This window comes from Ramlibacter sp. AN1133 (assembly GCF_037890035.1).
Taxonomy (GTDB): domain Bacteria; phylum Pseudomonadota; class Gammaproteobacteria; order Burkholderiales; family Burkholderiaceae_C; genus Ramlibacter.
In genome coordinates this window covers 1-23352 of record NZ_JBBKTQ010000002.1, presented here as the reverse complement: position 1 = coordinate 23352, position 23352 = coordinate 1, and the positions used below count along the sequence as shown (strand labels likewise).

At 71.3% G+C, this 23352-nt stretch carries 27 protein-coding genes and 1 pseudogene; 15 read left to right on the top strand and 13 right to left on the bottom strand.

Going from position 1 to position 23352, the window contains the following annotated elements:
* Positions 1 to 7: 7 nt before the first annotated feature.
* The 4 genes from WG923_RS02605 to WG923_RS02590 form a co-directional block, all read right to left on the bottom strand.
* Positions 8 to 700 (bottom strand): DUF1345 domain-containing protein, encoded by a 693-nt coding sequence (locus WG923_RS02605; RefSeq protein WP_340349368.1) that lies wholly within the window; start codon positions 698 to 700, stop codon positions 8 to 10.
* Positions 701 to 822: 122 nt separating this feature from the next.
* Complete coding sequence (locus WG923_RS02600) at positions 823 to 1158, bottom strand: c-type cytochrome (protein ID WP_340349367.1); 336 nt, start codon at positions 1156 to 1158, stop codon at positions 823 to 825.
* A 78-nt stretch (positions 1159 to 1236) separates the two neighbouring features.
* Positions 1237 to 2745, bottom strand: a complete 1509-nt coding sequence (locus WG923_RS02595; protein WP_340349366.1) for a class I adenylate-forming enzyme family protein — start codon at positions 2743 to 2745, stop codon at positions 1237 to 1239.
* An 89-nt stretch (positions 2746 to 2834) separates the two neighbouring features.
* Positions 2835 to 3398 carry a PAS and helix-turn-helix domain-containing protein gene (locus tag WG923_RS02590; protein ID WP_340349365.1) on the bottom strand — a complete coding sequence of 188 codons (564 nt, stop codon included), beginning with the start codon at positions 3396 to 3398 and terminating at the stop codon, positions 2835 to 2837.
* 108 nt (positions 3399 to 3506) lie between these two features.
* Here WG923_RS02590 and WG923_RS02585 point away from each other — a divergent pair, with 108 nt between their 5' ends.
* The 3 genes from WG923_RS02585 (at position 3507) to WG923_RS02575 (ending at position 4954) form a co-directional block, all read left to right on the top strand.
* Positions 3507 to 3791 (top strand): hypothetical protein, encoded by a 285-nt coding sequence (locus WG923_RS02585; RefSeq protein ID WP_340349364.1) that lies wholly within the window; start codon positions 3507 to 3509, stop codon positions 3789 to 3791.
* A gap of 73 nt (positions 3792 to 3864) precedes the next feature.
* Positions 3865 to 4608 (top strand): AzlC family ABC transporter permease, encoded by a 744-nt coding sequence (locus tag WG923_RS02580; protein WP_340349363.1) that lies wholly within the window; start codon positions 3865 to 3867, stop codon positions 4606 to 4608.
* Positions 4609 to 4624: 16 nt separating this feature from the next.
* Positions 4625 to 4954 (top strand): AzlD domain-containing protein, encoded by a 330-nt coding sequence (locus WG923_RS02575; RefSeq protein ID WP_340349362.1) that lies wholly within the window; start codon positions 4625 to 4627, stop codon positions 4952 to 4954.
* Between the two features lie 2 nt (positions 4955 to 4956).
* Here WG923_RS02575 and WG923_RS02570 read toward each other — a convergent pair whose 3' ends face one another.
* From WG923_RS02570 to WG923_RS02560, 3 genes are all read right to left on the bottom strand, one after another.
* Positions 4957 to 5766 carry a hypothetical protein gene (locus tag WG923_RS02570; protein ID WP_340349361.1) on the bottom strand — a complete coding sequence of 270 codons (810 nt, stop codon included), beginning with the start codon at positions 5764 to 5766 and terminating at the stop codon, positions 4957 to 4959.
* Between the two features lie 183 nt (positions 5767 to 5949).
* Complete coding sequence (locus WG923_RS02565; protein WP_340349360.1) at positions 5950 to 7350, bottom strand: sensor histidine kinase; 1401 nt, start codon at positions 7348 to 7350, stop codon at positions 5950 to 5952.
* A complete protein-coding gene (locus WG923_RS02560) occupies positions 7347 to 8036 on the bottom strand; it encodes a response regulator transcription factor (protein WP_340349359.1) in 690 nt (229 codons plus the stop codon). The genes WG923_RS02565 and WG923_RS02560 overlap by 4 nt, the downstream gene beginning before the upstream one ends.
* Positions 8037 to 8154: 118 nt before the next feature.
* On the opposite strand from WG923_RS02560, the gene WG923_RS02555 reads away from it, so the two are divergent.
* Positions 8155 to 9666, top strand: coding sequence for a tripartite tricarboxylate transporter permease (locus WG923_RS02555; RefSeq protein WP_340349358.1), 1512 nt, complete (start codon positions 8155 to 8157; stop codon positions 9664 to 9666).
* 6 nt (positions 9667 to 9672) lie between these two features.
* Here the strand turns inward: WG923_RS02555 and WG923_RS02550 are convergent, their stop codons facing one another.
* On the bottom strand, positions 9673 to 10767 hold the full coding sequence (locus WG923_RS02550; protein WP_340349357.1) for a hypothetical protein: 1095 nt from the start codon (positions 10765 to 10767) through the stop codon (positions 9673 to 9675).
* Positions 10764 to 11900 (bottom strand): tRNA 2-thiouridine(34) synthase MnmA, encoded by a 1137-nt coding sequence (mnmA, locus tag WG923_RS02545; RefSeq protein ID WP_340349356.1) that lies wholly within the window; start codon positions 11898 to 11900, stop codon positions 10764 to 10766. Before mnmA ends, WG923_RS02550 begins: the two co-directional genes overlap by 4 nt.
* A gap of 32 nt (positions 11901 to 11932) precedes the next feature.
* Here mnmA and WG923_RS02540 point away from each other — a divergent pair, with 32 nt between their 5' ends.
* The 7 genes and pseudogenes from WG923_RS02540 to WG923_RS02515 all read left to right on the top strand — a co-directional run bounded on the left by WG923_RS02540 (position 11933) and on the right by WG923_RS02515 (position 17909).
* Entirely contained in the window at positions 11933 to 13297 is a 1365-nt protein-coding gene (locus tag WG923_RS02540) for a hypothetical protein (RefSeq protein ID WP_340349355.1), read from the top strand.
* A 97-nt stretch (positions 13298 to 13394) separates the two neighbouring features.
* Positions 13395 to 14150 carry a class II aldolase/adducin family protein gene (locus tag WG923_RS02535; RefSeq protein ID WP_340349776.1) on the top strand — a complete coding sequence of 252 codons (756 nt, stop codon included), beginning with the start codon at positions 13395 to 13397 and terminating at the stop codon, positions 14148 to 14150.
* A gap of 25 nt (positions 14151 to 14175) precedes the next feature.
* The gene (locus WG923_RS02530) at positions 14176 to 15162 is read left to right on the top strand and encodes a Bug family tripartite tricarboxylate transporter substrate binding protein (protein WP_340349354.1); all 987 of its coding nucleotides are present in this window, start codon (positions 14176 to 14178) and stop codon (positions 15160 to 15162) included.
* A complete protein-coding gene (locus WG923_RS30395) occupies positions 15159 to 15551 on the top strand; it encodes a hypothetical protein (protein ID WP_445322887.1) in 393 nt (130 codons plus the stop codon). Before WG923_RS02530 ends, WG923_RS30395 begins: the two co-directional genes overlap by 4 nt.
* 24 nt (positions 15552 to 15575) lie before the next feature.
* A pseudogene (locus WG923_RS30390) lies at positions 15576 to 16139 on the top strand (NAD(P)-dependent oxidoreductase); the annotation flags it as partial.
* 16 nt (positions 16140 to 16155) lie between these two features.
* A complete protein-coding gene (locus tag WG923_RS02520; RefSeq protein ID WP_340349353.1) occupies positions 16156 to 16911 on the top strand; it encodes an SDR family oxidoreductase in 756 nt (251 codons plus the stop codon).
* A gap of 17 nt (positions 16912 to 16928) precedes the next feature.
* Positions 16929 to 17909 carry a Bug family tripartite tricarboxylate transporter substrate binding protein gene (locus WG923_RS02515; RefSeq protein WP_340349352.1) on the top strand — a complete coding sequence of 327 codons (981 nt, stop codon included), beginning with the start codon at positions 16929 to 16931 and terminating at the stop codon, positions 17907 to 17909.
* 9 nt (positions 17910 to 17918) lie between these two features.
* Here the strand turns inward: WG923_RS02515 and WG923_RS02510 are convergent, their stop codons facing one another.
* A complete protein-coding gene (locus WG923_RS02510) occupies positions 17919 to 18188 on the bottom strand; it encodes a hypothetical protein (protein WP_340349351.1) in 270 nt (89 codons plus the stop codon).
* Positions 18189 to 18276: 88 nt separating this feature from the next.
* Positions 18277 to 18798 carry an NUDIX hydrolase gene (locus WG923_RS02505; protein ID WP_340349350.1) on the bottom strand — a complete coding sequence of 174 codons (522 nt, stop codon included), beginning with the start codon at positions 18796 to 18798 and terminating at the stop codon, positions 18277 to 18279.
* A 60-nt stretch (positions 18799 to 18858) separates the two neighbouring features.
* Here WG923_RS02505 and WG923_RS02500 point away from each other — a divergent pair, with 60 nt between their 5' ends.
* From WG923_RS02500 to WG923_RS02485, 4 genes are all read left to right on the top strand, one after another.
* Complete coding sequence (locus WG923_RS02500; RefSeq protein ID WP_340349349.1) at positions 18859 to 19614, top strand: MotA/TolQ/ExbB proton channel family protein; 756 nt, start codon at positions 18859 to 18861, stop codon at positions 19612 to 19614.
* 1 nt (position 19615) lies between these two features.
* Positions 19616 to 20041 (top strand): ExbD/TolR family protein, encoded by a 426-nt coding sequence (locus WG923_RS02495; protein ID WP_340349348.1) that lies wholly within the window; start codon positions 19616 to 19618, stop codon positions 20039 to 20041.
* Positions 20042 to 20464, top strand: coding sequence for an ExbD/TolR family protein (locus WG923_RS02490; RefSeq protein ID WP_340349347.1), 423 nt, complete (start codon positions 20042 to 20044; stop codon positions 20462 to 20464).
* A 91-nt stretch (positions 20465 to 20555) separates the two neighbouring features.
* On the top strand, positions 20556 to 21065 hold the full coding sequence (locus tag WG923_RS02485; RefSeq protein ID WP_340349346.1) for a diguanylate cyclase: 510 nt from the start codon (positions 20556 to 20558) through the stop codon (positions 21063 to 21065).
* A 98-nt stretch (positions 21066 to 21163) separates the two neighbouring features.
* Here WG923_RS02485 and WG923_RS02480 read toward each other — a convergent pair whose 3' ends face one another.
* Together WG923_RS02480 and WG923_RS02475 are read right to left on the bottom strand one after the other, a co-directional pair.
* Positions 21164 to 21886, bottom strand: a complete 723-nt coding sequence (locus WG923_RS02480) for a hypothetical protein (protein ID WP_340349345.1) — start codon at positions 21884 to 21886, stop codon at positions 21164 to 21166.
* A 65-nt stretch (positions 21887 to 21951) separates the two neighbouring features.
* The gene (locus tag WG923_RS02475; protein WP_340349344.1) at positions 21952 to 23070 is read right to left on the bottom strand and encodes a metallophosphoesterase; all 1119 of its coding nucleotides are present in this window, start codon (positions 23068 to 23070) and stop codon (positions 21952 to 21954) included.
* Between the last annotated feature and the right edge of the window lie 282 nt (positions 23071 to 23352).

The following is a 23352-nucleotide window of genomic DNA, read 5'->3' as shown; positions in this document are numbered from 1 at the left end:
CGGTTCGTCACAGGAGCAGCGCCGCCGCGATGTTGATCGACAAGGCCAGCAGGGTGGCGTTGAAAAAGAACGCGACGATGCAATGCAGCGTGCCGACACCGCGCAGCCCCGAGCCGTTGAAGCTGATGTCGGCGGTCTGCGCGGAGGTTCCGATGACGCACGCGAAGTGGAAGAAGTCGCCATAGCCCGGCTCCGGCGTGCCGGGAAAGAGCAGCGGGTCGACGCCGCCGTGCACCCGCGCGGCGTAGAAGTCGTGCGCGTAATGCTGCGCGAACAGCACCTGCGTGAACAGCCAGGACGTGAGCACGGTCAGCGCCGCGAGGGCGGTGTGCAGGGCCCTGGCGGGCCCGTGCAGGTTCTTGACCTGCGCGAGCTGGCTACCCACCGCGAGCAGCACGGCCAGCGCCGCCAGCACCACCAGCAGGAGGATGGCCAGGCGCCCTTCGTCCTCCTGCACCGCCCGCTTGCGCAGGGCCTGGACGTGGGCCCCCGTCATGGCGTGCCACGCCAGGCCCAGGTACAGCAGCGCGCCCGCGTTCCAGGCGAGCAGCGCGATCGACGCGTTCGTCGCCGGCAGGACGGCACGCAGCGCCCCGAACAGCACCGCCCCGACGGCTGCGCTGGCGACGAGGCGAGGGCGCGCGCGCAGGGCGGCCCCCAGCGACCGGGGGTGCAAGGAAGGCGGGCGGGTGGAGGCCATGCCCGCGATTCTGCGCGGCGGCCCGCGTCGCAAGCGGTGCTCGATAGTCCCCGTGCGCCGCCCCCAAGGACAAAGCCCCGCATCTGCGGGGCCTGTTCATGGAGCGGCGCGAGGGCGGGCGGTCAGAGCGCCAGCACCCACTTGATGAAGTTGTGCATCGCGCCCTTGTCCTTGACGACCTTGTGCTCCTCCTCGGAGCCGTCGTCCAGCTTCACCTTGGGGCCGGTCGTGAGGAAGGTCTCGAGCTTGGCCTCGGCGTCGCCCTTGCCCTTGTACTTGCTGGCCACCTTCTGGTAGGGCGGGCCCTTCTTGGTCTTGTCGACGGAGTGGCACTTGGTGCAGTTCTCCGCCTTCATGAATTTCTGAGCCGCCTCGGCGTCCTGCGCAGCCGCGGGCAGCGCGAAGAACGCGCCGGCCAGGACCATTGTCATCATCGTTGCGCTGTGCATCGTTTTCATGGAGTTCTCCGGTTGATCACGGGAGTCACTCTGCGCCTGGCAACCTGAACGGAGGGTGAACGCTGGCGCTTTTCCTGGTCATTGCGACTTCGTCAGCCGTTCCCGCAACTCCCGCTTGAGCACCTTGCCGTAGTTGTTCTTCGGCAATGCCTCCACGATCTCGTAGCGCTTGGGCCGCTTGAAGCGGCCGATGTGCTCGAGGCACAGCGCGTCCAGTTCCTCCACCGTGACCTGCAGCCCGGGACGCGCCACGAGGAACGCGACGACGACCTCGCCCCACTCCGGATCGGGGGCGCCGACCACGGCCGCTTCCGCCACCGCGGGATGCAGCAGCAGGACTTCTTCCACTTCGCGCGGATAGATGTTGGAGCCGCCGCTGATCAACACGTCCTTGCTGCGGTCCTTCAGGGTCAGGAATCCGTCCTCGTCCAGGCTGCCCATGTCGCCGGTGAAGAGCCAACCGTCGCGCAGCGCCGCGGCCGTGGCCTCGGCGTCGCGCCAGTAGCCCGCCATCACCGTGTCGCCGCGCACCAGCACCTCGCCCACCCCGCCCGCGGGCAGGGGTTCGCCGTCCTCCGTGGCCACCCGCACCTGCACCGGCGTTTGCGGGAATCCGACGGAGGCGAGGCGCTGCGCGTAGCGGGGATGCTGCGTGTCCTGCAGGAGCCGCCGCGGCAGCGCGGTGATCACCATCGGGCTCTCGCCCTGGCCGTAGATCTGCACGAAGCGCTGACCCAGGATCCGCAGGGCCCGCTGGATGTCCGCCACGTACATGGGGGCGCCGCCGTACACGATCGTCTTGAAGCCGGTGCCCTCGGCGCCGGTGGCCTCGGCATGGTCGACGAGGCGCTTGACGATCGTGGGCGCGGCGAACATCGACAGCCGCCCCACCGTGCGCGCGAGCTCGAACATCTCCGCCGGATCGAAGCCGCCCGACGCCGGGACCACGTGGCGTGCCCCGGCCATCACGTGCGGGATCGCGTAGATGCCCGCGCCGTGCGACATCGGGGCGCCGTAGACGATGGCGTCCTCGGGCTCGATCGCGTCGACGTCCACGAAGTACGTGAGGCCCATCGTCATCAGGTTGCGATGCGTGAGCATCACGCCCTTGGGCTTGCCGGTGGTGCCGCTGGTGTAGAACAGCCACGCCAGGTCGTCCGGCGCGCGCGCGGCCACGGGCACCGGGGGCAGCGAGAAGAGCTCGTCGTACGCCGGGCCGCTCGCGTCCACGGTGCGGCCGGGGGCCTGCAGGCCCGCGCCGACATCGGGCGTGATGAAGGCCCAGCGCGCCTGCGCGTGGTCCAGGATCCACTGCGCTTCGCGCAGGTGCAGCTTGGCATTGACGGGCACCACCGCCAGCCCGGCCCACCAGGCAGCGTAGAGCACCTCCAGGTAAGCCGGGTGGTTGCGCATGAAGACGGCGACGCGGTCGCCCGGCGCGAGGCCGCCGTCCAGCATCGCGGCGGCCAGGCGCGCCACGCGGTCGGCCCACTGGCCGTAATCGAGCACGAGGCGGTCGCCTTCATGCACCGCCGGCCGGCGCGGATCGGCCAATGCAATGCGCAGGAGGGTCTGGGCGAGGTTCATGGCAGGTGATGGAAGATAGTCCGGCGCGGGCCCGGCTGCCAATAGCGTAGAAACACCTCGGGGCAGCCCCGGGGCCGCAGGGTGCGTGCTCAGCCCGCGCCGACCAGCCGTGCCACCAGCTCGCCGGTGGTGGCCGCGCCGAACTTCTTCATCAGGCGCGCGCGGTGCGCCTCCACCGTGCGCGGACTGATGGCGAGCGCACGGCCGATCTGCTTGCTTGTCGCGCCGGCGGCGAGCTGCTGCGCGACCTCGCGTTCCCGCAGCGTCAGGGTGGCGGTCACCGGGCGGCGCTGCGAGATGTCCTCGAACATCCAGACGGCGCAACCGAAGGGGTCGGAGCGGTCCAGCGCGCGGCCCGCCACGTGGCACCAGAACAGCGTGCCGTCCTTGCGCCGCATGATGCGCTCGTCGCTGTACACGCCCGTCTCGCGCATGACGGGCAATCCCAGCTGGCCGACATGCGCGAACTCGTCGGCGGAGGGATACAGCGGCGCCAGCGGCTGCCCCACCAGCTCCCGGACCTCGTAGCCGAACATGCGCGCGAAGGCTTCGTTGCACAGGTCCACGACGCGATCGCGCGACACGCACAGGCCCACCGGCGCCAGCGTGAACGCCAGTTGCAGGGTCTGGAGGATGCGGGCGTCGTCGGTCATGGTGCGGCCTGATTGTGCCGCCGCCACGCCAACCGATCAGGAGGTTTCCCGGGTCGATTGCCAGCCCGCCCGCGCCGGCGCCAGAATGCCCGCCTCGGGAGGTCCCCCATGGCAAGGCTCCGGCTGGTGGTGGTGTGCGCGGCGCTGGCGGGATGCGCCGGCGTTCCGGTGAGCAGCGGCGGCCAGGACGAGATCCTGTTCGCCGGCGCCGAGACGATCCGCATCCTGTGGAATCCGCAGCTCACGAACGAGCGCAACGTGCGGGCCAAGGCCCGGGCCTACTGCAGCGGGAGGGACGTCGACGAGATCGATGCGTCCCCGGTGCCGGGTGCCGCGGACCATCTGCGCGCGAAGACCTGGCACTGCAGGTCGGCCTCCGGCTCCGGAATGTAGGCCGCCCCCACGGCGGCAGGCAGCGCCGGGGCGACCTCGGGCGTGATGGACAATCGGCGGCCCAGGGGAAGAGGTGGACCTGACCTACCGCATTGCCAGGATGCGCCGCAAGGCGCTGGCCGCCACGCGCCGGCCGATGTTCCGTGCCGGCGCGCGCGAATGCGTGCCGATGTCGATCGGCATCGCGGCCTGGGGGCTGGTCGCCGGCGTCGCGATGGCCAAGAGCGGCATGGGCATCCCGCTGGCCATCCTCATGTCCGTGCTCGTCTCCGCCGGGTCCTCGCAGGTGGCGGCGCTGCCCCTGATCGCCGGCGACGCGCCGATGTGGGTGGTGTGGGCCACGGTGGCCTGCGTCAACCTGCGCTTCCTCGTCTTCAGCTTCCAGTACCGCCCGTACTTCGCCCACCTGCCGCGCCGCCGGCGCGTGGTCCTCAGCTACTTCATGGGCGACACCATCTTCGCCCTGTTCCTGCGCCGCTATCCCGAGCCGAAGCGCGCGCCGGGGCAGGTGGACTACTTCTGGGGCGCCGCCGTCGTCACCTACGGCGCCTGGCAGCTGGCGGTGATCGCGGGCATCGTGGCCGGCAATGCGATCCCGCCCGAATGGGGCATCGGCTTCGCCGGCACCATGGCGCTGCTGGCGCTCACCTGCAGCCAGCTGCGCACGCGTTCGACCTGGGTCGCGGCGCTGGTGGCCGCGTGCGCGGCCGTCGCCGCCTATGCCTTGCCCTTGCGGCTGAACATCGTCGTCGCGATTTCCGCGGCGGTGGCGATCGGCGTGCTGGCGCAGCACACGCGCGGCAAGGACGCGTCGTGACGATGGACAGGACACCGTGAGCCCGCTCGAGATCTTCTTCACCATCCTCGGCATGGCAGCGGTCACGCTCCTGTGCCGCGCGTTCTTCCTGCTTCCCGAGGAGGAGCTGCCGATGCCGCGCTGGCTGCGCGAAGGCCTGCGCTACGCGCCCATCGCGGCCCTGGCCGCCGTCGTCGCGCCCGAGATCGTGATGACGCAGGGCCACCTGGTGCAGACCTGGCGCGATGCGCGCATCTTCGGCGCGCTCGCGGGGCTGGCGTTCTACACCTGGCGGCAGGACCTGTTCGGCACCATCGTGTGCGGCACGGGGGTGATGCTGGCGCTGCGCTTCGGGCTGGGGTGGTAGCGCTACTGCACTTTCAGGTAGTACGTGATGTCCTGGACGTTGCCCTCCGTGCAGCCGGTGGCGAGCCACCGGATCCGGTGGTTGCCGGCAGCCAGTTCCTGGACGAACAGGTAGTAGCCTTCTTCCGCGGACGGGCTGAACACGAGTTCGGGGACGACCGTCTCGTCGAGACCGAAGAGGTTGCCCGGCGGCAGTTGCACGTTGAACAGCGGCGAAGGGCTTCCCTTCGCACCGGTGAAGTAGCCGGTCGGCTTGTTGATCGCCTTGTCGTCGATCCACGCCTCGATGGTGACCGGGTCCTTGCACGCGGCGGCCGCGCGCATGAAGGCGTCGGTGCGCTGTTCGGGCGGATCGCTGAGGAAGGCGCCCATGAAGTTGTTGATCAGCGGGAAGAACAGTGCCTTGCGCGCGGGAACGGTGCAGGTCCGCACCACGCTGCCGGCCCCGGCCAGTGCTCCGGCCAGGAACCACACGTCGCCCACCTGCCGCTCGGCGCAATGGCTCCCGTCGGTGTCCGCGAGCGGATTGCTGGTGGCCGGGACCCCGAGCACCCACTGCCACCATTGCGCCGCCCAGCGGCCGTAGCTCTGGCCGTCGGGCGTGGTGTGGATGGGCGCCACGCGCACGTCCGCCCCGGGGGCGGAAGCCGCGGTCGGGGCCGGCGCCTTCGCGGCGCTCACCGGTGCGGCATCGGGGGCGCACCTGCGCGCCGGCCCGGCACCGAGGCAGGCGCCGGCGTCGGCCACCGACAGCCAGGCCGATGCGGCCAGGAGCACGGCGGTGGCGAAAATGCGATTGTTCTTGCGGTCCATGAAGGCCTCCTTGTTGGCGGATCCGTCGAAAGAGCGCCTGTCGGCAGCGGGCTCTTCCTCAGGGTTCTGCCGTCGATCCAGGACGCCCCGGAAATCCTAGGTTTGGGTATCGGCCAAAGTTTGATGGCTGTCATGTTCGACGACGCCACCGCGCAGGAAAAACGCCATGGTTAGGCGCTTCCCCTAACCAGTGCCTTCGCCCCGCCCGCCGAAGACGATCGCGCAGCGCCAGCCGCGCCCGTCCGGGCCGCTGCCGAAGGTCACCGGCGCCTGCAGCAACTGCGCGTAGAAGGTCACCAGCGCGAGCCCCACGCCGCCGCCGGTGCCGCTGCCGGGGCCGACGCCGCGCACGCCGCGCTTGAGCATTTCCGGTTGTCGCTCCGCGGGGATGCCCGGCCCGTTGTCCTGCACCGACAGCACGGTGCGGCCGCCCTCCTGCTGCACGGCCACCGTCACGACCGGACGGCCCTCGGCCGTCACGGCCCCGTGCCGCAAGGCGTTTTCCAGCAGGTTGTCGAGGATGCTTTCGATCAGCGTCATGTCCGCCTGCACCGTGGCGGGCGTGTCGACGCCTTCGGCGCCCAGGTCCACGCCCTGCTTGTCGGCGCGCGGCAGGAAGCGCATCACGGCCTGCTGCACGGCCTCGTCCAGCCGCACCGGCACGAGCTGCAGCGCCGTGCCCGCCTCGTAGGCGAGGGCCAGCGCCAGCAGCTTGTCCAGCACCTGGCTGGCGCGCGACTCGCTGGCGGCGATGCCCTGCAACTGCTCGCGCCAGACCTCCGGGTCGCGGTGCCGCAGGCCGTACTCCGCCTGCGCGCGGATGCCCGCCAGCGGCGTGCGCAGTTCGTGCGCCACGTTGCCGGTGAACTCGCGCTGCCCGCGCGCGCTTTCCTCCAGCCGCGCCAGCAGCAGGTTGATGGACTCGGCGAGGTCGTGCGCTTCGGCCGAATCGGCCTGCACCGGCACGGGCGTGAAATCGCCCGCCCGCCGTTCCTCCACCGCCGTGCGCAGTTTCGACAGCGGCGCGATGTCCTGCGCGATCGAGCGGTGCAGGCGCCAGGCCAGCACGAGCAGCAGCAGCACCTGCGGCGCCAGCGAGAAGGCGAGCAGCTCGCGCAGCAGCCGCGAGCGCTCGCTCGTGCTCTGGGCCACGGAGACCGAGAACATCGACGGCCCCGCCACGGCCAGCGTCACGACGCGGAAGCGCCGCCCGCCGAGGTCCGCATCCTGGAAGCGATGGCCGGGCGCGACCAGCCGCGGCGCGCCGGGCAGGGCCGCGTCGCCGGCGAGCAGCACGCCGTCGGCGCCGCGCACCGTGAACAGCACGGTCTCGTTCTGGTCGAACAGGACGTCCTCCACCTCGCGCGGCGTGAGCTGCAGCGCGAGGCGCTGGTCCTGCACCTGCACCTTGGAGGCGAGCAGGTACGCGTCGTCCAGCAGCGCGCGGTCGAAGGCCTGCCGCGTGAACCACTGGCCCACGCCGACGGCCACCACCGAGCCGAGCAGCCACACCGCCCCGAGCCACAGCAGGACGTGCCGAAGGACGTTCTCGCGCAGGGACGGCGGTCCCCGCCGCAACCTCACTTGGTTTCCTCCAGCAGGTAGCCCAGCCCCCGCAGCGTGCGGATCTGCACGCCGGAGTCGACCAGGCGCTTGCGCAGGCGCGAGATGAAGGCCTCCAGCGCGTTCTCGGTCAGCAGCTCGCCGAGTTCCGAGAGCTTCAGCGACAGCTCGCGCTTGCTGACCACGCGGCCGGCCGGCGTCATCAGCTCCCACAGCACCTCGAACTCGCGGGCGGGCAGCTGCAGCAGCTCGCCGTGCATCAGGATGCGGCGCGCGCGCCGGTCCAGTGCCAGCGCGCCGACCTCGACGTGGTCCGCGGTGCCCTGGTTGCGGCGCACCAGGGCGCGCAGGCGCGCCTCCAGCTCGTCGAGGTCGAACGGCTTGCCCAGGTAGTCGTCGGCGCCGGCGTTGAGGCCTTCGATGCGCTCCGAGGTGCGGTTGCGCGCCGTCAGCACCAGCACCGGCGTGTGGTCGCCGCGGGCACGCGCGCTGCGCAGCAGGCCCAGGCCGCTGCCCAGCCCGCTGAGCGCATGCTGCGAATGCGGCAGGTTCAGGTCCAGCACCACCACGTCGAAGGACTGCACGCGCCAGATGTGGTCGCCGGCGGCGATGTCGCCGGCTTCGTCGACGCGGCAGCCCGCATCCTCCAGGCTGCGCCGGATCACCTGCCGCAGGGTCGGATCATCTTCCACCAGCAAGACACGCATGAGCAGGGTGTAGCGCGATGGCGCGCCGCGCGCGCTACGTGGTTCCACTTACGGGCAGGTCAGGGGCTGGTCAGACAGCGCCGTCCATAAAGACCCTTCAAAGGTGAGAGGCGCGCCCATGGACCTGGTTTCCAACCTGATGACGGGTTTCGGCGTGGCCGTCACGCCGATCAACCTCCTGTACTGCTTCATCGGCTGCCTGCTGGGCACGCTGATCGGCGTGCTCCCCGGCATCGGGCCCGTGGCCACCATCGCCATGCTGCTGCCCGCCACCTACGCGCTGCCGCCCGTGTCGGCGCTGATCATGCTGGCCGGCATCTACTACGGCGCGCAGTACGGCGGCTCCACCACCGCCATCCTGGTCAACCTGCCCGGTGAATCGTCCTCGGTGGTGACGGTCATCGACGGCTACCAGATGGCCCGCCAGGGCCGCGCGGGTCCGGCGCTCGCCGCCGCCGGCCTGGGCTCGTTCTTCGCCGGCTGCGTGGGCACGCTGATCCTGGCGGCGTTTGCCGCGCCACTGACCGAAGTCGCGTTCAAGTTCGGCCCGGCCGAATACTTCTCGCTGATGGTGCTGGGCCTGATCGGCGCGGTGGTGCTGGCCTCGGGTTCGCTGATCAAGGCGATCGCCATGATCGTGCTGGGCCTGCTGATGGGGCTCGTGGGCACCGACGTGAACTCCGGCGTGGCGCGCTTTTCCTTCGACATCCCGGAACTCACCGACGGCATCGGCTTCATCACCATCGCCATGGGCGTGTTCGGCTACGGCGAGATCATCAGCAACCTGGGCAAGAGCGACGAACACCGCGAGGTCTTCACCGCCAAGGTGCAGGGCCTGTTCCCGACGCTGGTGGACTTCAAGCGCATGCTGCCCGCCGTCATCCGCGGCACCTTGCTCGGCTCCGCGCTGGGCATCCTGCCCGGTGGCGGGGCGCTGCTCGCGTCCTTCGCCGCCTACACCGTGGAGAAGAAGACGAAGCTCAAGCCCGGCGAGGTGCCCTTCGGCAAGGGCAACATCCGCGGCGTGGCCGCGCCCGAGTCGGCCAACAACGCCGGCGCGCAGACCTCCTTCATCCCGCTGCTCACGCTGGGCATTCCGCCCAACGCCGTGATGGCGCTGATGGTGGGCGCGATGACCATCCACAACATCCAGCCGGGCCCGCAGGTCATGACCAGCAACCCGCAGCTGTTCTGGGGCCTGATCGCCTCGATGTGGATCGGCAACCTGATGCTCGTGATCCTGAACCTGCCGCTGATCGGCATGTGGATCAAGCTGCTGACGGTGCCCTACCGCTGGCTGTTCCCGGCGATCGTGCTGTTCTGCGCGATCGGTGTCTATTCGACCAACAACAACACCTTCGACATCTGGCTGGTGGGACTCTTCGGCGTGGTGGGCTACCTGTTCATCAAGCTGGGATGCGAGCCGGCGCCGCTGCTGCTCGGATTCATCCTCGGGCCGATGATGGAGGAGAACCTGCGCCGCGCGCTGCTGCTGTCGCGCGGGGACTGGAGCGTGCTCGTCACGCGGCCACTCTCGGCGGGCCTGCTGGCCGCGGCGCTGCTGCTGGTCGTGATCGTGGCGCTGCCCTCCATCAAGGCGCGGCGCGAGGAAGCCTTCGTCGAGGACTGAGGCGCGCTACTGCCGCCACGCCTGCAGCAGCACCGCCGGCCACACCACCGCCGGCAGGAACAGCACCAGCCCCGGTTGCGCGGGGCTGACGATCAGCGGGAACGAGCGGTGCGCCAGCACGGTTCCCGGCAGGTAGCCGCGGTCGAACCACGTGCTGGCGATCTTCAGCGGATACGGGCTGATCGAGGCCGGCACGTCGAGGCCGAAGGCGCGCGTCGTCTCGTCGGCCAGGTACTTCGAGATGCCGGCCAGCGCCGGGTCGTCGAAGGGCTTGCCCTTCAAGGCCAGGATCGCCTGCGCCACCTCGTCCAGCGCGGCGGCCGGCGCCCGGCCGGTCGGGTCGTAGACGACTTCGCCCGGCGCGCCGCCATGCGGCTCGGGCGTGAAGAGCACCTGGTTGGCCTGGATCACCGCGCCCCACACCACGCGGCCGCTGCGCAGCACGTGCGGCACGGCGGCGAAGAGGCTCGCCAGCGGGTCCTTCGCGACCCAGGGCGGAGGCAGGATGTCCAGCGACGCGCGGTCGCGGGCGCCGCAGCGCGAAAGGGCTTCCTGCAGGTCGAGCGGATAGCCGAAGCCGGGCGCGGCGGGCAGCGGCATCGCGCTGCCCTGCACCGGCGCGGGAATCAGCGCGCCGCAACTGAAGGCGACGCTCTTGTCGCCGGCGGCCGAGAACAGCCGCGCGCAGATGGACACCAGCGGCGCGAAATCCGCGATCCGCGCGGCCGACCCCGGGAAGTTGCACACGATGCTGTTCTCGAAGACACGCTCGCCGAGCTCGCCCTGCAGCCGCGCGAGGCCGGAGTGCTCGTGCGCCACCCATTCCGGCGCGCAATGCAGCGAGCGCCCGATCACGTCGGCGGCGTAGAAGGCCAGCAGGTACAGCAGGTTCTGGCCGGACTGCTCCGCCAGGAAGGCTTCGCGCTGCGGCTTCTTGGCCGTGCGCAGCGCGTCGAGGAAGGTGTCGATGCGCGCCAGGCTCGCCGGCGAGTGGTCGAGGGCGAGGCGGCGCAGCAGCGGCTCGAAGGCGACGCCGCCGGGAATCTCGGAGCGCTGCTCCCAGGCCTGCAGGGTACAAAGGGCGCTGAGGGCGGGAGTCACGTGGCGGCTTGGGGGTAGGGCACTTCGGTGGGCTGGGCGGCTGCGATCACGCCGCCCCCCAGGCAAACTTCGCCATCGTAGAGCACGGCCGACTGGCCGGGCGTCACCGCCCATTGAGGGTCGTCAAATTCGAGCCGGAAACCGTCGCGCGTGCGCATCAGCGTGCACGGCGCATCGGCCTGCCGGTAGCGCGTCTTGGCGCCGTAGGCACCGGGCGCGGGCGGCTCGCCGGCGACCCAGCTCGCGTCGTCGGCTTCGAGCGCGCACGACTGCAGCCAGGGATGGTCGTGGCCCTGCACCACCCACAGCGTGTTCTTCGCCATGTCCTTGCGCGCGACGAACCACGGCGCGTGCTCGCCGCCACCGCGCTGCGCGCCCTTGTCCTTGATGCCGCCGATGCCCAGGCCCTGGCGCTGGCCCAGCGTATAGAAGGACAGGCCCACGTGCTTGCCGATCACGCGCCCCTTCGGGTCCTTGATCGGACCCGGCTCCTTGCTGATGTAGCGGTTCAGGAAATCGCGGAAGGGCCGCTCGCCGATGAAGCAGATGCCGGTCGAGTCCTTCTTCTTCGCGTTGGGCAGGCCGATCTCCTCCGCCAGCCGGCGCACTTCGGTCTTGCGCAGCTCGCCGACGGGGAACAGGGTCCTGGCCAGCTGGGACTGGTTCAGGCGGTGCAGGAAGTAGCTCTGGTCCTTGCTCTCGTCCAGGCCCTTCAGCAGTTCGAAGCGGCCCGCGCGTTCGCGCACGCGCGCATAGTGACCCGTCGCGATCTTCCCGGCGCCCAGGCGCATGGCGTGGTCGAGGAAGGCCTTGAACTTGATTTCGGCGTTGCACAGCACGTCGGGGTTGGGCGTGCGGCCGGCCTGGTATTCGCGCAGGAATTCGGCGAAGACGCGGTCCTTGTATTCGGCGGCGAAGTTGACGTGCTCGATCTCGATGCCGATCACGTCCGCGACGGCGGCCGCGTCCACGAAGTCCTCGTTGGACGAGCAGTATTCGCTGTCGTCGTCGTCTTCCCAGTTCTTCATGAACAGGGCGACGACCTCGTAGCCCTGCTGCTTGAGCAGGTACGCGCTGACCGCGGAGTCCACGCCCCCGCTCAGACCGACGACGACGCGTGGCTTGCGATCCATGTGTGCGATTATCCCTGTGCGACCTTTTCCCCATGCTGCAACGGCCCAACCACGCGCAGCTGCCCCGGCAGCGGATGTCGCCCGAGGCGCTTGCCGCCACCGGGGCGCTGCACGTCGCGCTCGCCTGGATGCTGCTGCAATACGCCCCGGTGCAGCAGGCCGTGCGCTACGTGATCTACCAGGCGGTGAAGCCCGCAACTACGCCCGCGGCGACCGCGCCCGGCAGCCACGCGATCACGCTGCCGCCGGCGCGCGGGATCCAGGGCGACCCGCTCGCGGTGTTCACGCTGCGGCCCGATTCCAGCCTGCCGCTGCGGGCCACGGACACGCTGCCGCAACCGAGCGAGACCCGCAAGCCGCGCAACCGGCGCCAGCAACCCGATGCGCCGCAGCCGGATGCCGCGCCGGCGGCACGACTGCGCACCGACACGCAGCTGAGCCCGCCGCAGCCCGCGCCCGAGCCGCCGCCGCAGCCGGTGGAGCCGCCGCCGCAGGCCGTCGCGCCGGCGCCGGAGCCCCCACCGCCGCAGCCGCCGCCGATTCCCGTGCCGATGCCGGTGCCCGTGCCCGCACCCGCACCCGCACCCGCACCCGCCCCGGTCCCCGAGCCGGCGCCGCCGCGCGAGCCGGAGCCCGTGCCCGTGCCGCAGCCGCCGGTCCCCCTCCCGGCGCCCGCGCCGGTTCCGGCCCCTGCGCCCCTGCCGGCGCCGGTTCCCGCCCCGGTGCCGACCCCGGTGCCCGCACCGCCGGCGCCGGCCCCTGCTCCCGCGCCCGAGCCAGTGCCGGCGCCCGCGCCGGCGCCGGCCCCTGCGCCCGTCCCGGCGCCGCCCGCACCGGCTCCCGCGCCGGCCCCCGTTGCAGCGCCGGCTCCCGCGCCCGCGCCTGCGGTCGCCGCGCCGGTCCCGTCAGCGGCTCCTCCCGCCGCGGCCACCGCACCCCCCGCGGCCGCCACGCCCGCCCCTTCGCGCGACCAGGGGCCCACCATCGACGTGCCGGTGGCGCCCGGCTCGCCGCGGGGCGGATCCGCCGTCCCGGTCCCGGTCCCCGGCTCCGGCCCCGGCCCCGGCCCCGGCTCCAGCCCCGGCTGGGGCGCGCCGGGCGTCGCACCGCCGACCGTCGCGCGTCCGCCGGCCTTGCCGCCGGCGCCGGTGATCCTTCCGCCTTCGCCGCTGCCGTCGCTGCAGGGCCCCTACCGCCCGCCGCAGCGCCGCAGCCTGGCCGACATGGCCAACGAGCAGCTGCGCCGAGGCACGCCACGCGACCCGCTCGCCGAGGGTATGGAAGACGCCGCACGGCAGGACTGCCTGCGCGGCGACGGCAAGCAGGGCGCCCTCGGCGGCCTGCTCAATGCCCCCTCGGTGGTGGGCCGCGCGCTGTCGGGCACCTGTCCGAAGTAACCCGGTTGCCGCTGCCGGCGCCGGCCCTTACGCTGCCCCTTCCCCCGAGAAGGAGTGCGCAGTGCAGGAGAAACCGGGCGTCCTCGCGATTCCCTCGATGAAGGCCCGTTGTTCGCAGGCCGAGTGGCAGGCCCGCGTGGACCTCGCCGCGTGCTACCGGCTCGTGGAGCTGTTCGGCATGGCCGACATGATGGCCAACCACATCTCGGCGCGCGTGCCCGACGAGGAGGGCGCCTTCCTCATCAACCCCTACGGGATGATGTACGAGGAGATCACGGCCTCCAGCCTGCTGAAGGTGGACTTCGAGGGCCGGATCCTCGCCGGCCCCGACTTCGGCGCGCTGAACTACGGCGTCAACCAGGCCGGCTACGTGATCCACAGCGCCGTGCACCGCGCGCGACCGGAGGTCGGCTGCGTGATCCACACGCACAGCTGGGCGTCGATGGCGGTGTCGGCACTCGATGGCGGACTGCTGCCGATCACGCAGACGGCGATGCGCTTCCTGAAGATCGGCTACCACGACTACCAGGGCGTGGTGTTGGACACGGCCGAACAGGCTTCGCTCGTCGAGGACCTGGGCGCGGGCGAGGCGCTGGTCCTGCGCAACCACGGCGTGCTGGTGGTGGGGCGCACCTGCGGCGAGGCCTTCAACTGGACGCACCGGCTGGAACTCGCCTGCCGCTCGCAGATCGCCGCCATGTCCTGCAACAGCCCGCTGCGCGCCGTGCCGCAACAGGTGCTGGAAGAGACCTGGAACAACTACCAGCCCGGCACCCGCCGGCCCTACGGCGTGATGGAGTGGCCCGCGCTGCTGCGCAAGCTCGATCGCCTCGACCCCGGCTATCGCGACTGAAGTTCCCGTCGTCTCAGGAGATGCCATGAGCAGCACCCCTTCCGCCCTGCGCCGCCGCCAGTTCGTGCTCGCCGCCGGCGCCGCGGCCTGGCCGGGCGGCAACGCTCTCGCGCAGGCGTCGGACTACCCGAACAAGCCGGTGCGCATCCTGGTGGCCTTCACCGCCGGCGGCACCACGGACCTGCTGGCGCGCGCCGTGGGCCAGAAGCTCACCGAGAAGTACAAGCAGCCCTTCCTGGTCGACAACAAGCCGGGCGGCGGCGGCAACATCGGCACCGAGATGGCGGCCAAGGCCGCGCCGGACGGCTACACGCTGCTGGTCGGCTCGGTCGGCCCCATCGCGGTGAACCCGACGCTGTTCAGGAAGCTGAACATCGATCCGCTGACGGACCTGGTGCCGGTGGTGCAGATCGCGGAAGTGCCCAACGTGCTGGTGGTGCACCCCGACGTGCCCGCGAAGACGCTGGAGGAGTTCGTCGCCTACGCGCGCTCGCAACCGGGCAGGCTCAATTACTCGTCGACCGGCATCGGCACCTCCTCGCATCTCTCGGGCTTCATGCTGGGCCAGCGCATCTCCGCCGACATGCAGCACGTGCCGTACAAGGGCGCCGAGGCGCTGAAGGACCTGCTGGCCGGCCGCGTGCAGTTCATGTTCGCGACCATCCCCTCGGTGATCCAGCACATCCACGCCGGCAAGCTGCGGGCGCTGGCGGTCACCAGCGCGAACCGCTCGCGCTCGATGCCGGAGGTGCCGACGGTGGCCGAGCGCGGCTTCCCCGGCTTCGAGGCGGGATCGTGGTTCGGCTTCTTCGCGCCCAGGGGCACGCCCGAGTCCGTGATCGCGGAGTTGAACAAGGCCGTGAACGAGGCGCTGCCCGGGCTCGAGCAGCAGATGGTCAAGGAGGGCGCCGACCCCGTCGGCGGCTCGCCCCACCAGTTCGGCCTGTTCGTGCGGCGCGAATACGAGAAGTGGAAGGGCGTGGTGCGCGAATCGCGCGCCACCGCGGAGTGAGCCTGCCGCTGCGCATCCTGCTGTCGCGCGCGGCCGGCGAGCGCCTCGCGCCCGGGATCGCCGCGGCCCTCGGAGAGCGCCCGCACGTGCTGGTCGCACCCGAGCGCGGCGTGGACGCGGACCTCGCCTTCGTGAGCCGCGACGTCACCGGCCTGTCCACCAAGTTCGAGCTGCAGCCCGCCACGCAGGCCTTCTACGAGGCGATGGAAGCTGCGCTGTCGCTGCGCTGGGTCCACATCCACTCCGCCGGGGTGGACCGGCCGGTGTACCAGCGGCTGCGCGCGCGCGGCGTGCAGGTGACGACCTCCTCGGGCGCCAATGCGACGGTGGTGGCGCACAGCGCGCTGGCCGGCGTGCTGGCCCTGGCGCGCCACCTGCCGCAGCTGTGAGCGGCGCAGTGCGAAGGCCGATGGTCGCCGCTGATCGCCACCGCGCTGCCGCGCGACCTCGACGGCCAGCACGCGGTGCTGGTGGGCTGGGGGCCGATCGGGCAGGAGATCGGCCGTCTGCTGCTGGCGTTCGGCCTGCGCGTGACGGTCGTGCGGCAGCAGGAGCGGCCGGCCGGCGAGGGCTTCGCCACCGTTGCCGCCGGCCGGCTGCGCGACGTCCTGCCCGAGGCCGACTGGCTGCTGCTGGCATGCCCGCTCACCGATGCGACGCGCGGGCTGATCGACGCGCACAAGCTGGCGCTGCTGCCCGGGCGCGCGCGGCTGGTCAACGTCGCCCGCGGCGAACTGGTCGACGAGCCGGCACTGGTGGCCGCGCTGCAATCGGGCCGCTTGGCCGGCGCCTTCCTCGACGTGTTCGCGCACGAGCCGCTGCCGGCGGACTCGCCGCTGTGGACGCTGCCGAACGTGATCGCGACGCCGCACAGCGCCGGCTTCTCCGCCGGCAACTCTGCCCGCGTGGAGCGCCTGTTCCTGGACAACCTGCGCCGCTGGTGCGCGGGCGAGGGCCTGCGCAACCTCGCCGCCTGAACAACGGGGAAATTCGATGGACCTGCAACTTTCCGACAAGACCGCGCTGGTGACCGGCGCTTCCACCGGCATCGGTCGCGGCATCGCGCTGGCGCTCGCGGCCGAGGGCGTGCAGGTGGCGATCGCCGCGCGCCGCGTGAACCTGCTGGAGGAACTGGCGGCGCACATGGTGGACCAGGGCTACGCCCGCCCGGTGGTGATCGGCTGCGACCTGTACGAGGAGGACGCCGCGGTGACGCTGGCCGGCGCCGCCGTGCAGGGCCTGGGCCACGTCGACATCCTCGTGAACAACGCGGGCGGCTCGCGCAGCTTCACCGAGCTGCACGTGAGCGAGGAGCGCTGGCAGGAAGCCATGACGCTCAACTTCCACCGGCCGCGCCAGATCGCCGACGCGCTCATCGACGGCATGATCGCGCGCGGCTGGGGCCGCATCATCAACATCACCGGCAAGAGCGAGCCGGAGCACGTCAACGGCGCCTTCTGCGCCAAGGCGGGCATCCACAGCTGGGCCAAGGGGCTGTCGCGCATGGTGGGCAAGCACGGCATCACCGTGAACTGCGTGCCGCCGGGGCGCATCCATTCCGAGCAGATCCTGCGCAACTACACGCCCGAGTACCGGCAGTGGCAATCGGAGCACGAGATTCCCGTCGGCCGCTACGGCGAGCCGGAGGAACTCGCCAACCTGGTGGCCTTCCTCGCTTCGCCGCGCGCGGCGTACATCACCGGCGCGGTGATCCCGGTCGATGGCGGCCTGCGCCGCTACCAGTTCTGAAACGACGAGGAGCCCGCATGTCCCTCTCCATCCGCCGCCGGCAGTTCGTGGCCGGGACCGCAGCGCTTGCCACCGCGCCCCTGCTGCGCGCGCAGACCGCGTGGCCGTCCAGGCCGATCCGCTTCCTGGTGCCGTTCGCCCCGGGCGGCACGTCGGAGATCGTCGCCCGGTCCGTCGCCGCGGAACTGACGAAGCAGCTGGGGCAGAGCGTGTTCGTCGAGAACAAGCCGGGCGGCGCCGGCGTGGTGGCGATGGCCGAGGCCGCGCACGCGCCGCCCGACGGCCACACCATCATCCTGGGCCACGTCGGCACGCTGGCGGTGAACCCGTACATGCTGGCCAACCAGCCCTACGACGTGAACAAGGACTTCGTGCCGGTCACGCTGCTGGCCAAGGTGCCCAACGTGTTCGTGATCCATCCCGACGTGCCGGCGAAGAACTTCCGCGAGTTCGTCGCGTACGTGAAGGCGCATCCGGGCCAGCTCAGTTACGGCTCCGCCGGCAACGCGAGTGCCGGCCACCTGGCGATGGAGTACCTGAAGCTGGTGACGGGCATGTTCATCACGCACATCCCCTACCGCGGCACCGGCCCGCAATTGACGGACCTGCTGGCCGGCCGCACCCAGGCTTCGTCCGCCGGCATGCCGGCGCTGGGGGCGCACATCCGCGCCGGCAAGCTGCGGGCGATCGCCGTCGGCACGCACGAGCGCATCCCCGCGCTGCCCGACGTGCCCACGGTGCAGGAGATGGGCTACAAGGACTTCGAGACCTCGCAGTGGTACGGCATCCTGGCGCCCGCCGGCACGCCGCCGGAGATCGTCAAGCGGCTCCAGGAGGAGTCGTACAAGGCCCTGCGCTCCAGCGCGGTGACCGAGCGCTTCGCGACCGACAACGCCGTGGGCGGCGGCGGCCCGCCGGCGGAGTTCGCCGCGTTCATCGCCAAGGAGCAGAAGACCTGGCGCGAGATCGTGCGCAAGGCGCAGATCCGGGCCGATTAGGAGGGCGGATCAACGCCAGGTCACCGGATGCCGCACGGCGCGCACGCCGGCGAGCCGGCCGTACAGGCAGTGCGGCCGGTAGATCTCGTGCCAGGGCCAGACCAGGCGCGGCGCCTCCAGCGGGGCGATGAGCGGCGAGGCGTCGTCGAGCGTCTCGGCCGCCACCCGCGGGGTGAGGAGCGCGGCCAGGACCCAGGCCACGACGGCCAGCCAGAAGGCCACCCTGAGCAGCACGCGCGAATCGTGCTCGTGCCGGTGTGCAAGAGAGGTCGGTGCCATGCGCGTCTCCCGGGGCTGCCTTGATGGGAAGCCTAGGCGCCGTTGTCGCGCCAACCTTGCGCCGCGTCAAGACACGCGGCGAGCGGGGTTACTCCGGCTCCTCGACCGCTTGCCGGCGCTCGTCCTGCGCCTGCGGCCCGTGGACGCTCGGGTCGCAGTACACGGCCGACAGCGGCAGGCGCACGCCCTGCAGGTAGTCGTCGAGGCAGCGCAGGACCAGGGGGCTGCGGTGGCGGTCGGCGGTGGCGCGCAGTTCATCCGCCGTCATCCACAGGGTGCGCACGATCCCGTGGTCCAGCGCGCGGCCGGCCACGTGCTCGCCCAGCTCGCCGGTGAAGGCGAAGCGCAGGTAGGTGATGTCCTCGCCCGTGGTGGAGCGCTGGAAGCGCGAGATGTACACGCCCAGCAGGGCGGTGGGCCGGAAACGCCAGGCGGTCTCCTCCAGGGCCTCGCGGGCGCAGCCTTCGGCCGGGGTCTCGCCCGGGTCCAGGTGGCCCGCCGGGTTGTTGATCTTCAGACCTTCCGAGGTCTCTTCCTCGATCATGAGGAAGCGGCCGTCCCGCTCGATCACTGCGGCCACGGTCACGCTGGGTCGCCAACGATTGCTCATGGCCGATTATTGATTGGTTGAGACAGAATGGGGGCGCCCAGGCTTCCACTTCGTCCCTCCATGCTGCTCCGCGTCCTCGCGCTGCTTTCGCTCGTCCTGCTCCCCGTCGCCAGCCTGGCGCAGGGGACGCTGCCCTCCATCCAGGCGCCGGCGGCGGCCAATCCCTACGGGCTGGGCGCGCTGTGGGCCCAGGGCGACATCGTCTCGCGGGCCACGATCGTGATCCTGGTGATCATGTCGCTGGCGAGCTGGTACGTGCTGGTGGCCAAGCTGCTGGCCCAGCGCCGCATGGGCGGCCAGGGGCGGGCCGCCAACGCCAGCTTCTGGAAGGCGGACACCGTTCGCCAGGGGGCCCGGGCGCTGCAGCCGGGCAGCCCCTACCGCTTCATCGCGGAATCGGCGCTGGAGGCCACGCGCAAGCACGAGGGGCTGATCGGCAAGGTGGACCTGAATACCTGGGTGGGGCAGAGCATCGAGCGGGCCGTGGCCACGGTGCACAGCCGCACGCAGGAAGGGCTGGCGGTGCTGGCCACGGTGGGCTCGACGGCGCCCTTCGTGGGCCTGTTCGGCACCGTCTGGGGCATCTACAACGCGCTGGTGCGCATCGGCGCCTCGGGCACGGCCTCGATCGACAAGGTGGCCGGGCCGGTGGGCGAGGCGCTGATCATGACGGCGATCGGCCTGGCGGTCGCGGTGCCGGCGGTGCTGGGCTACAACTGGCTGGTCCGCCGCAACAAGGTGGCGATGGACACGGTGCGGGCCTTCGGCTCCGACCTGCACACGGTGCTGCTGGCCACCGGCGAGAAGGGGGCCTGAGGTGGCGATCCAGTACAGCGATCCGCAGGCGGGCGAGGACGCGCTGATCGCGCAGATCAACACCACGCCGCTGGTGGACGTGATGCTGGTGCTGCTGATCATCTTCCTGATCACGATTCCGGTGGTGAACAGCTCGATCGCGGTCACGCTGCCGCGCGAGCAGAACCAGCGCGTGGACGCGCAGCAGGAGAACGTGATCGTCACCGTCGATGCGCAGGGCGCGGTCTACTGGTTCGACACGCCGCTGCCGGACCGCGCCGCGCTGGTGCAGCTGCTGCAGAAGATCGCCGCGATGCAGCCGCAGCCCGAGGTGCACATCCGCAGCGACGTGCGCGCCGATTACGCGCCGGTGGGCGGCGTGGTGCTGGCCGCGCAGCAGGCGGGCATCGCGCGCATCGGCTTCCTCACCGAGCCGCCGGAGCGCTGAATGCACATCCGCGCCGGCAGCGAGCCCGATCCCGAGCCGATGGTGGACATCAACACCACGCCGCTGGTGGACGTGCTGCTGGTGCTGATCGTGATGCTGATCATCACCATCCCGATCCAGCTGAATGCCGTGTCGCTGGAGATGCCGGGGCGCAACGCGCCGACGCCGCCGGTGCAGCCCACGATCGTGCAGCTGGAGGTGGATGCCGGCGGGCATTTCGTGTGGAACGGCGAGCCGCTGGCCGACCGCGGCGCGCTGGAGGGCAAGCTGCGCGAGGCCGCCGCCGAGGCCGACCCGCCGGAGATCCACCTGCGGCCGCATCCGCGCGCCAAGTACGAGGCGGTGGCGGCGGCGCTGACCAGCGCGCAGCGCCTCGGGCTGGGCAAGATCGGCCTGGTGGGGACGGAGCAGTTCGCGCAGTGAGCGCTGCCCGGCCGCCCGAAGGCGCTCGCCCCGTCCGCTTGCGGAGGGGGGAGGCGGAGCACGAAGAGCGCAGCCTGGGGGAGGTTCTCCAGTGAACCCGCAGGAAGCCGCGCGGCTGGCGATCATGTTGGGCGTGGTGCCCTTGTGGATCGCCGCGGGCCTGGTCGACTGGAACTGCCATCGCCGCACCGCCATCGAGCGCACCAGCGGCTGGCGCGAGAACGCCTTCCACTGGGTGCTGCTCGCCGAGGGCGGCGTGGCGCTGGTGGCCACCGCGCTGCTGCCGCCCGGGCCCGCCTTGCTGCTGATCGTGCTGGGCGCGTTCGTGGCCCACGAGCTGACGACGTACGTGGAGCTGCGCTACACGGCGCCGCGGCGCGAGATCCGGCCCTTCGAGCAGATGGTGCACAGCTTCATGGAGATGCTGCCGCTGGCGCTGCTGGGGTTGCTGGCGGTGCTGGCCGTGGGGGAGAAGCCCGAGCCGTGGCCGCCGGCTTACCTGGCCGGCGTGGGGCTCGCGGTGCTGCTGCTCAACGTGCTGCCGATGGCGCAGGAGAGCTGGCGCTGCTTGCGGGCGCGACGCGACGTGCGCGTGGGGTAGGCTGGCGGTGACCGGAGGGAACCCCGGCTCGTGCGCCCTGCAAAGCGCTGGGGTTCCCTCCGGTCACCACCAGCCTACGAAGCGTGCTGCGACCTCGCCTACATCTCGTACTCCGGCGCTCCCTGCACCCACATGAACGAGTGCAGGTCGATCATGTCGCGCGCCTTGAAGCCCGGCCTGCGATCCAGGTCGCGGCGCAGCACCGCCGCGAAGGTGAGCATGTCCTGGTACAGCGCCCACGACGGCGTCGGCTCGTACGCCAGCGCATAGCCGTACAGGCGGGCCGCCTTGCGCATGGCGCGGGGCTTGAAGAACAGGTGGCGGTCGGGCCGGGCCACGAAGCCGAAGACCGTCGCCACGGGCCAGGTCAGCACCCGGCTCTTGCGCTGCGGCAGGTCGCCCAGCGCCTCGATCCAGTCGCCGAAGCGCCGCTGCGGCGAGCCGTGGCCGTAAATCCAGGCGTAGAGTTCCGTCGCGAACAGCCGCGCGCCGGCCGGGCTCTTGACCGCGTCGCGCAGCGCCATGCGCTCGAACGAGAACAGCAGGTTGGCGCGCGCCTCGATGCGCACCGCCGCATCGGCGATGGCGCGGAACTCGCCGCGCGCCAGCAGCTTGCGGAAGGAGGCCGGGCCGAGCTCGGCCTCCCATTCGAGATGAGCGCGCTCCTTGTGCGAACGCTCGGCCACGAGATAGGTCTCGTCCGCGAATCCATCGGGATAGAAAAGCTCGAATTTGCGACGGCAGAGGGCGGCGCCGAGGTAGATGACGTTGGAAGCGCCAGCGCCGGTGAGGGGGAAGGGTAGGAAAGCCGTACGTGCCATGAAGCCAGTGTTCGGTAGGGCTCAAGCTCAGCTGCGTCGGACAACGCGCCGCCGGCCTGTAGGACTCAGGCTGACGAGGACAGACGCAACTCGGCAATTTCAGATGGTGCACCGATCCGCTTCGGCGGCCCCCAGTAGCCGGTGCCACGGCTGACGTAGATCCACAGGCCGCCCAGCCGGTGCAGGCCCGCCGTGTAGGGCTGCTGCAGCGGCACGAGCAGGCTCCAGGGCAGGAACTGGCCGCCGTGGGTGTGCCCCGAGAGCTGCAGGTCGAAGCCCGCCGCGGCCGCGGCCGGCGCGCTGCGCGGCTGGTGCGCGAGCAGCACGCGGGGCACGCCCTCGGGCGCCCCGCGCACGGCCTCCTGCGGGTCGCTGCGGTGCTGCGGGTCGAAATGGTGGCCGCCGTAATCGGGCACGCCGGCGAGCACGAGGCGGGCCGCGCCGTGCTGCAGCACCACGTGCTCGTTGTGCAGCACGCGCACGCCGAGCCGCGACAGTTCGTCCACCCAGCCATGCACCCCCGAGTAGTACTCGTGGTTGCCGGTGACGAAGAAGCTGCCGTGGCGCGACTTGAGCTTCGCCAGCGGCGCGACGTGCGCGGCCAGCTCCGCGACCGAGCCGTCCACCAGGTCCCCCGTGATCGCCACCACGTCCGGCTCCAACGCGTTGACGCGCTCCACGATCGCTTCCAGGTAGCCGCGCTTGATGGTCGGCCCGACGTGGATGTCGCTGATCTGCACGATCCGCAGGCCGTGCAGCGGCTGCGGCAGGCCGGCCATCGGGACGGTCACGCGCACCACCGGCGCGGTGCGCCGCGCGTTGATGAGGCCGATCAGCGACAGTGCCAGGGCCAACAAGGGCACTCCGGCGGCCGTGAACTCCTCCCATTGCGGCGCGTCAAGGTTTGCAAGGCCGAGCACGAGCAGCATCAGGTCTCGCAGGAAGGTCAGGACCAGCAGCGATGAAAAGAGTCCCATGCACAGCATGCCGGCCCAGGTGAGCCGGTCGGACGCGGGCGGGCGCAGCAGGCGCCGCGCGAGCATCGACAGGGGAACGAGCAATGCGGAGGCAAGCAGGAGGGCCGCGAGCGCGAGCCCCGCGGGCCAGGGCAGCTGCGGAACGATGCGCGCACCGATATACAGGTGCAGCGCGAGGGACAGGGCGAGGACGGTGGCCAGCGACATGCTGATATCGGATTCGCGTGAGTGTGAGGCCGCCGGCGCCCGGCGGAGCTCAGCAGGGTTTCATGTAAGCTCGCGGTCAGGCCAAGACCCGACCCCCGATCGAAGAGATCAACAACTCCGCTACGAGGAGAAACGTCCATGCAGACCGACGTGCTTGCCGAGCCGGCAGGTGAAACCCGTGTTGCCGCCACCCCCGGGACGGCCAAGAAGCCCTTGCTGATCGGAGTTCCGAAGGAGACGGCGCCGCTCGAGAAGCGCGTGGCGACCGTCCCCGAGGTCGTC

Excerpts from the sequence above, each read along its gene's own strand:
- WG923_RS02605 (WP_340349368.1), bottom strand. The coding sequence starts at position 700 with ATGGCCTCCACCCGCCCGCCTTCCTTGCACCCCCGGTCGCTGGGGGCC.
- WG923_RS02600 (WP_340349367.1), bottom strand. The coding sequence starts at position 1,158 with ATGAAAACGATGCACAGCGCAACGATGATGACAATGGTCCTGGCCGGC.
- WG923_RS02595 (WP_340349366.1), bottom strand. The coding sequence starts at position 2,745 with ATGAACCTCGCCCAGACCCTCCTGCGCATTGCATTGGCCGATCCGCGC.
- WG923_RS02590 (WP_340349365.1), bottom strand. The coding sequence starts at position 3,398 with ATGACCGACGACGCCCGCATCCTCCAGACCCTGCAACTGGCGTTCACG.
- WG923_RS02585 (WP_340349364.1), top strand. The coding sequence starts at position 3,507 with ATGGCAAGGCTCCGGCTGGTGGTGGTGTGCGCGGCGCTGGCGGGATGC.
- WG923_RS02570 (WP_340349361.1), bottom strand. The coding sequence starts at position 5,766 with ATGGACCGCAAGAACAATCGCATTTTCGCCACCGCCGTGCTCCTGGCC.
- WG923_RS02560 (WP_340349359.1), bottom strand. The coding sequence starts at position 8,036 with ATGCGTGTCTTGCTGGTGGAAGATGATCCGACCCTGCGGCAGGTGATC.
- WG923_RS02555 (WP_340349358.1), top strand. The coding sequence starts at position 8,155 with ATGGACCTGGTTTCCAACCTGATGACGGGTTTCGGCGTGGCCGTCACG.
- mnmA (WP_340349356.1), bottom strand. The coding sequence starts at position 11,900 with ATGGATCGCAAGCCACGCGTCGTCGTCGGTCTGAGCGGGGGCGTGGAC.
- WG923_RS02540 (WP_340349355.1), top strand. The coding sequence starts at position 11,933 with ATGCTGCAACGGCCCAACCACGCGCAGCTGCCCCGGCAGCGGATGTCG.
- WG923_RS02535 (WP_340349776.1), top strand. The coding sequence starts at position 13,395 with ATGAAGGCCCGTTGTTCGCAGGCCGAGTGGCAGGCCCGCGTGGACCTC.
- WG923_RS02530 (WP_340349354.1), top strand. The coding sequence starts at position 14,176 with ATGAGCAGCACCCCTTCCGCCCTGCGCCGCCGCCAGTTCGTGCTCGCC.
- WG923_RS02520 (WP_340349353.1), top strand. The coding sequence starts at position 16,156 with ATGGACCTGCAACTTTCCGACAAGACCGCGCTGGTGACCGGCGCTTCC.
- WG923_RS02515 (WP_340349352.1), top strand. The coding sequence starts at position 16,929 with ATGTCCCTCTCCATCCGCCGCCGGCAGTTCGTGGCCGGGACCGCAGCG.
- WG923_RS02510 (WP_340349351.1), bottom strand. The coding sequence starts at position 18,188 with ATGGCACCGACCTCTCTTGCACACCGGCACGAGCACGATTCGCGCGTG.
- WG923_RS02505 (WP_340349350.1), bottom strand. The coding sequence starts at position 18,798 with ATGAGCAATCGTTGGCGACCCAGCGTGACCGTGGCCGCAGTGATCGAG.
- WG923_RS02500 (WP_340349349.1), top strand. The coding sequence starts at position 18,859 with ATGCTGCTCCGCGTCCTCGCGCTGCTTTCGCTCGTCCTGCTCCCCGTC.
- WG923_RS02490 (WP_340349347.1), top strand. The coding sequence starts at position 20,042 with ATGCACATCCGCGCCGGCAGCGAGCCCGATCCCGAGCCGATGGTGGAC.
- WG923_RS02480 (WP_340349345.1), bottom strand. The coding sequence starts at position 21,886 with ATGGCACGTACGGCTTTCCTACCCTTCCCCCTCACCGGCGCTGGCGCT.
- WG923_RS02475 (WP_340349344.1), bottom strand. The coding sequence starts at position 23,070 with ATGTCGCTGGCCACCGTCCTCGCCCTGTCCCTCGCGCTGCACCTGTAT.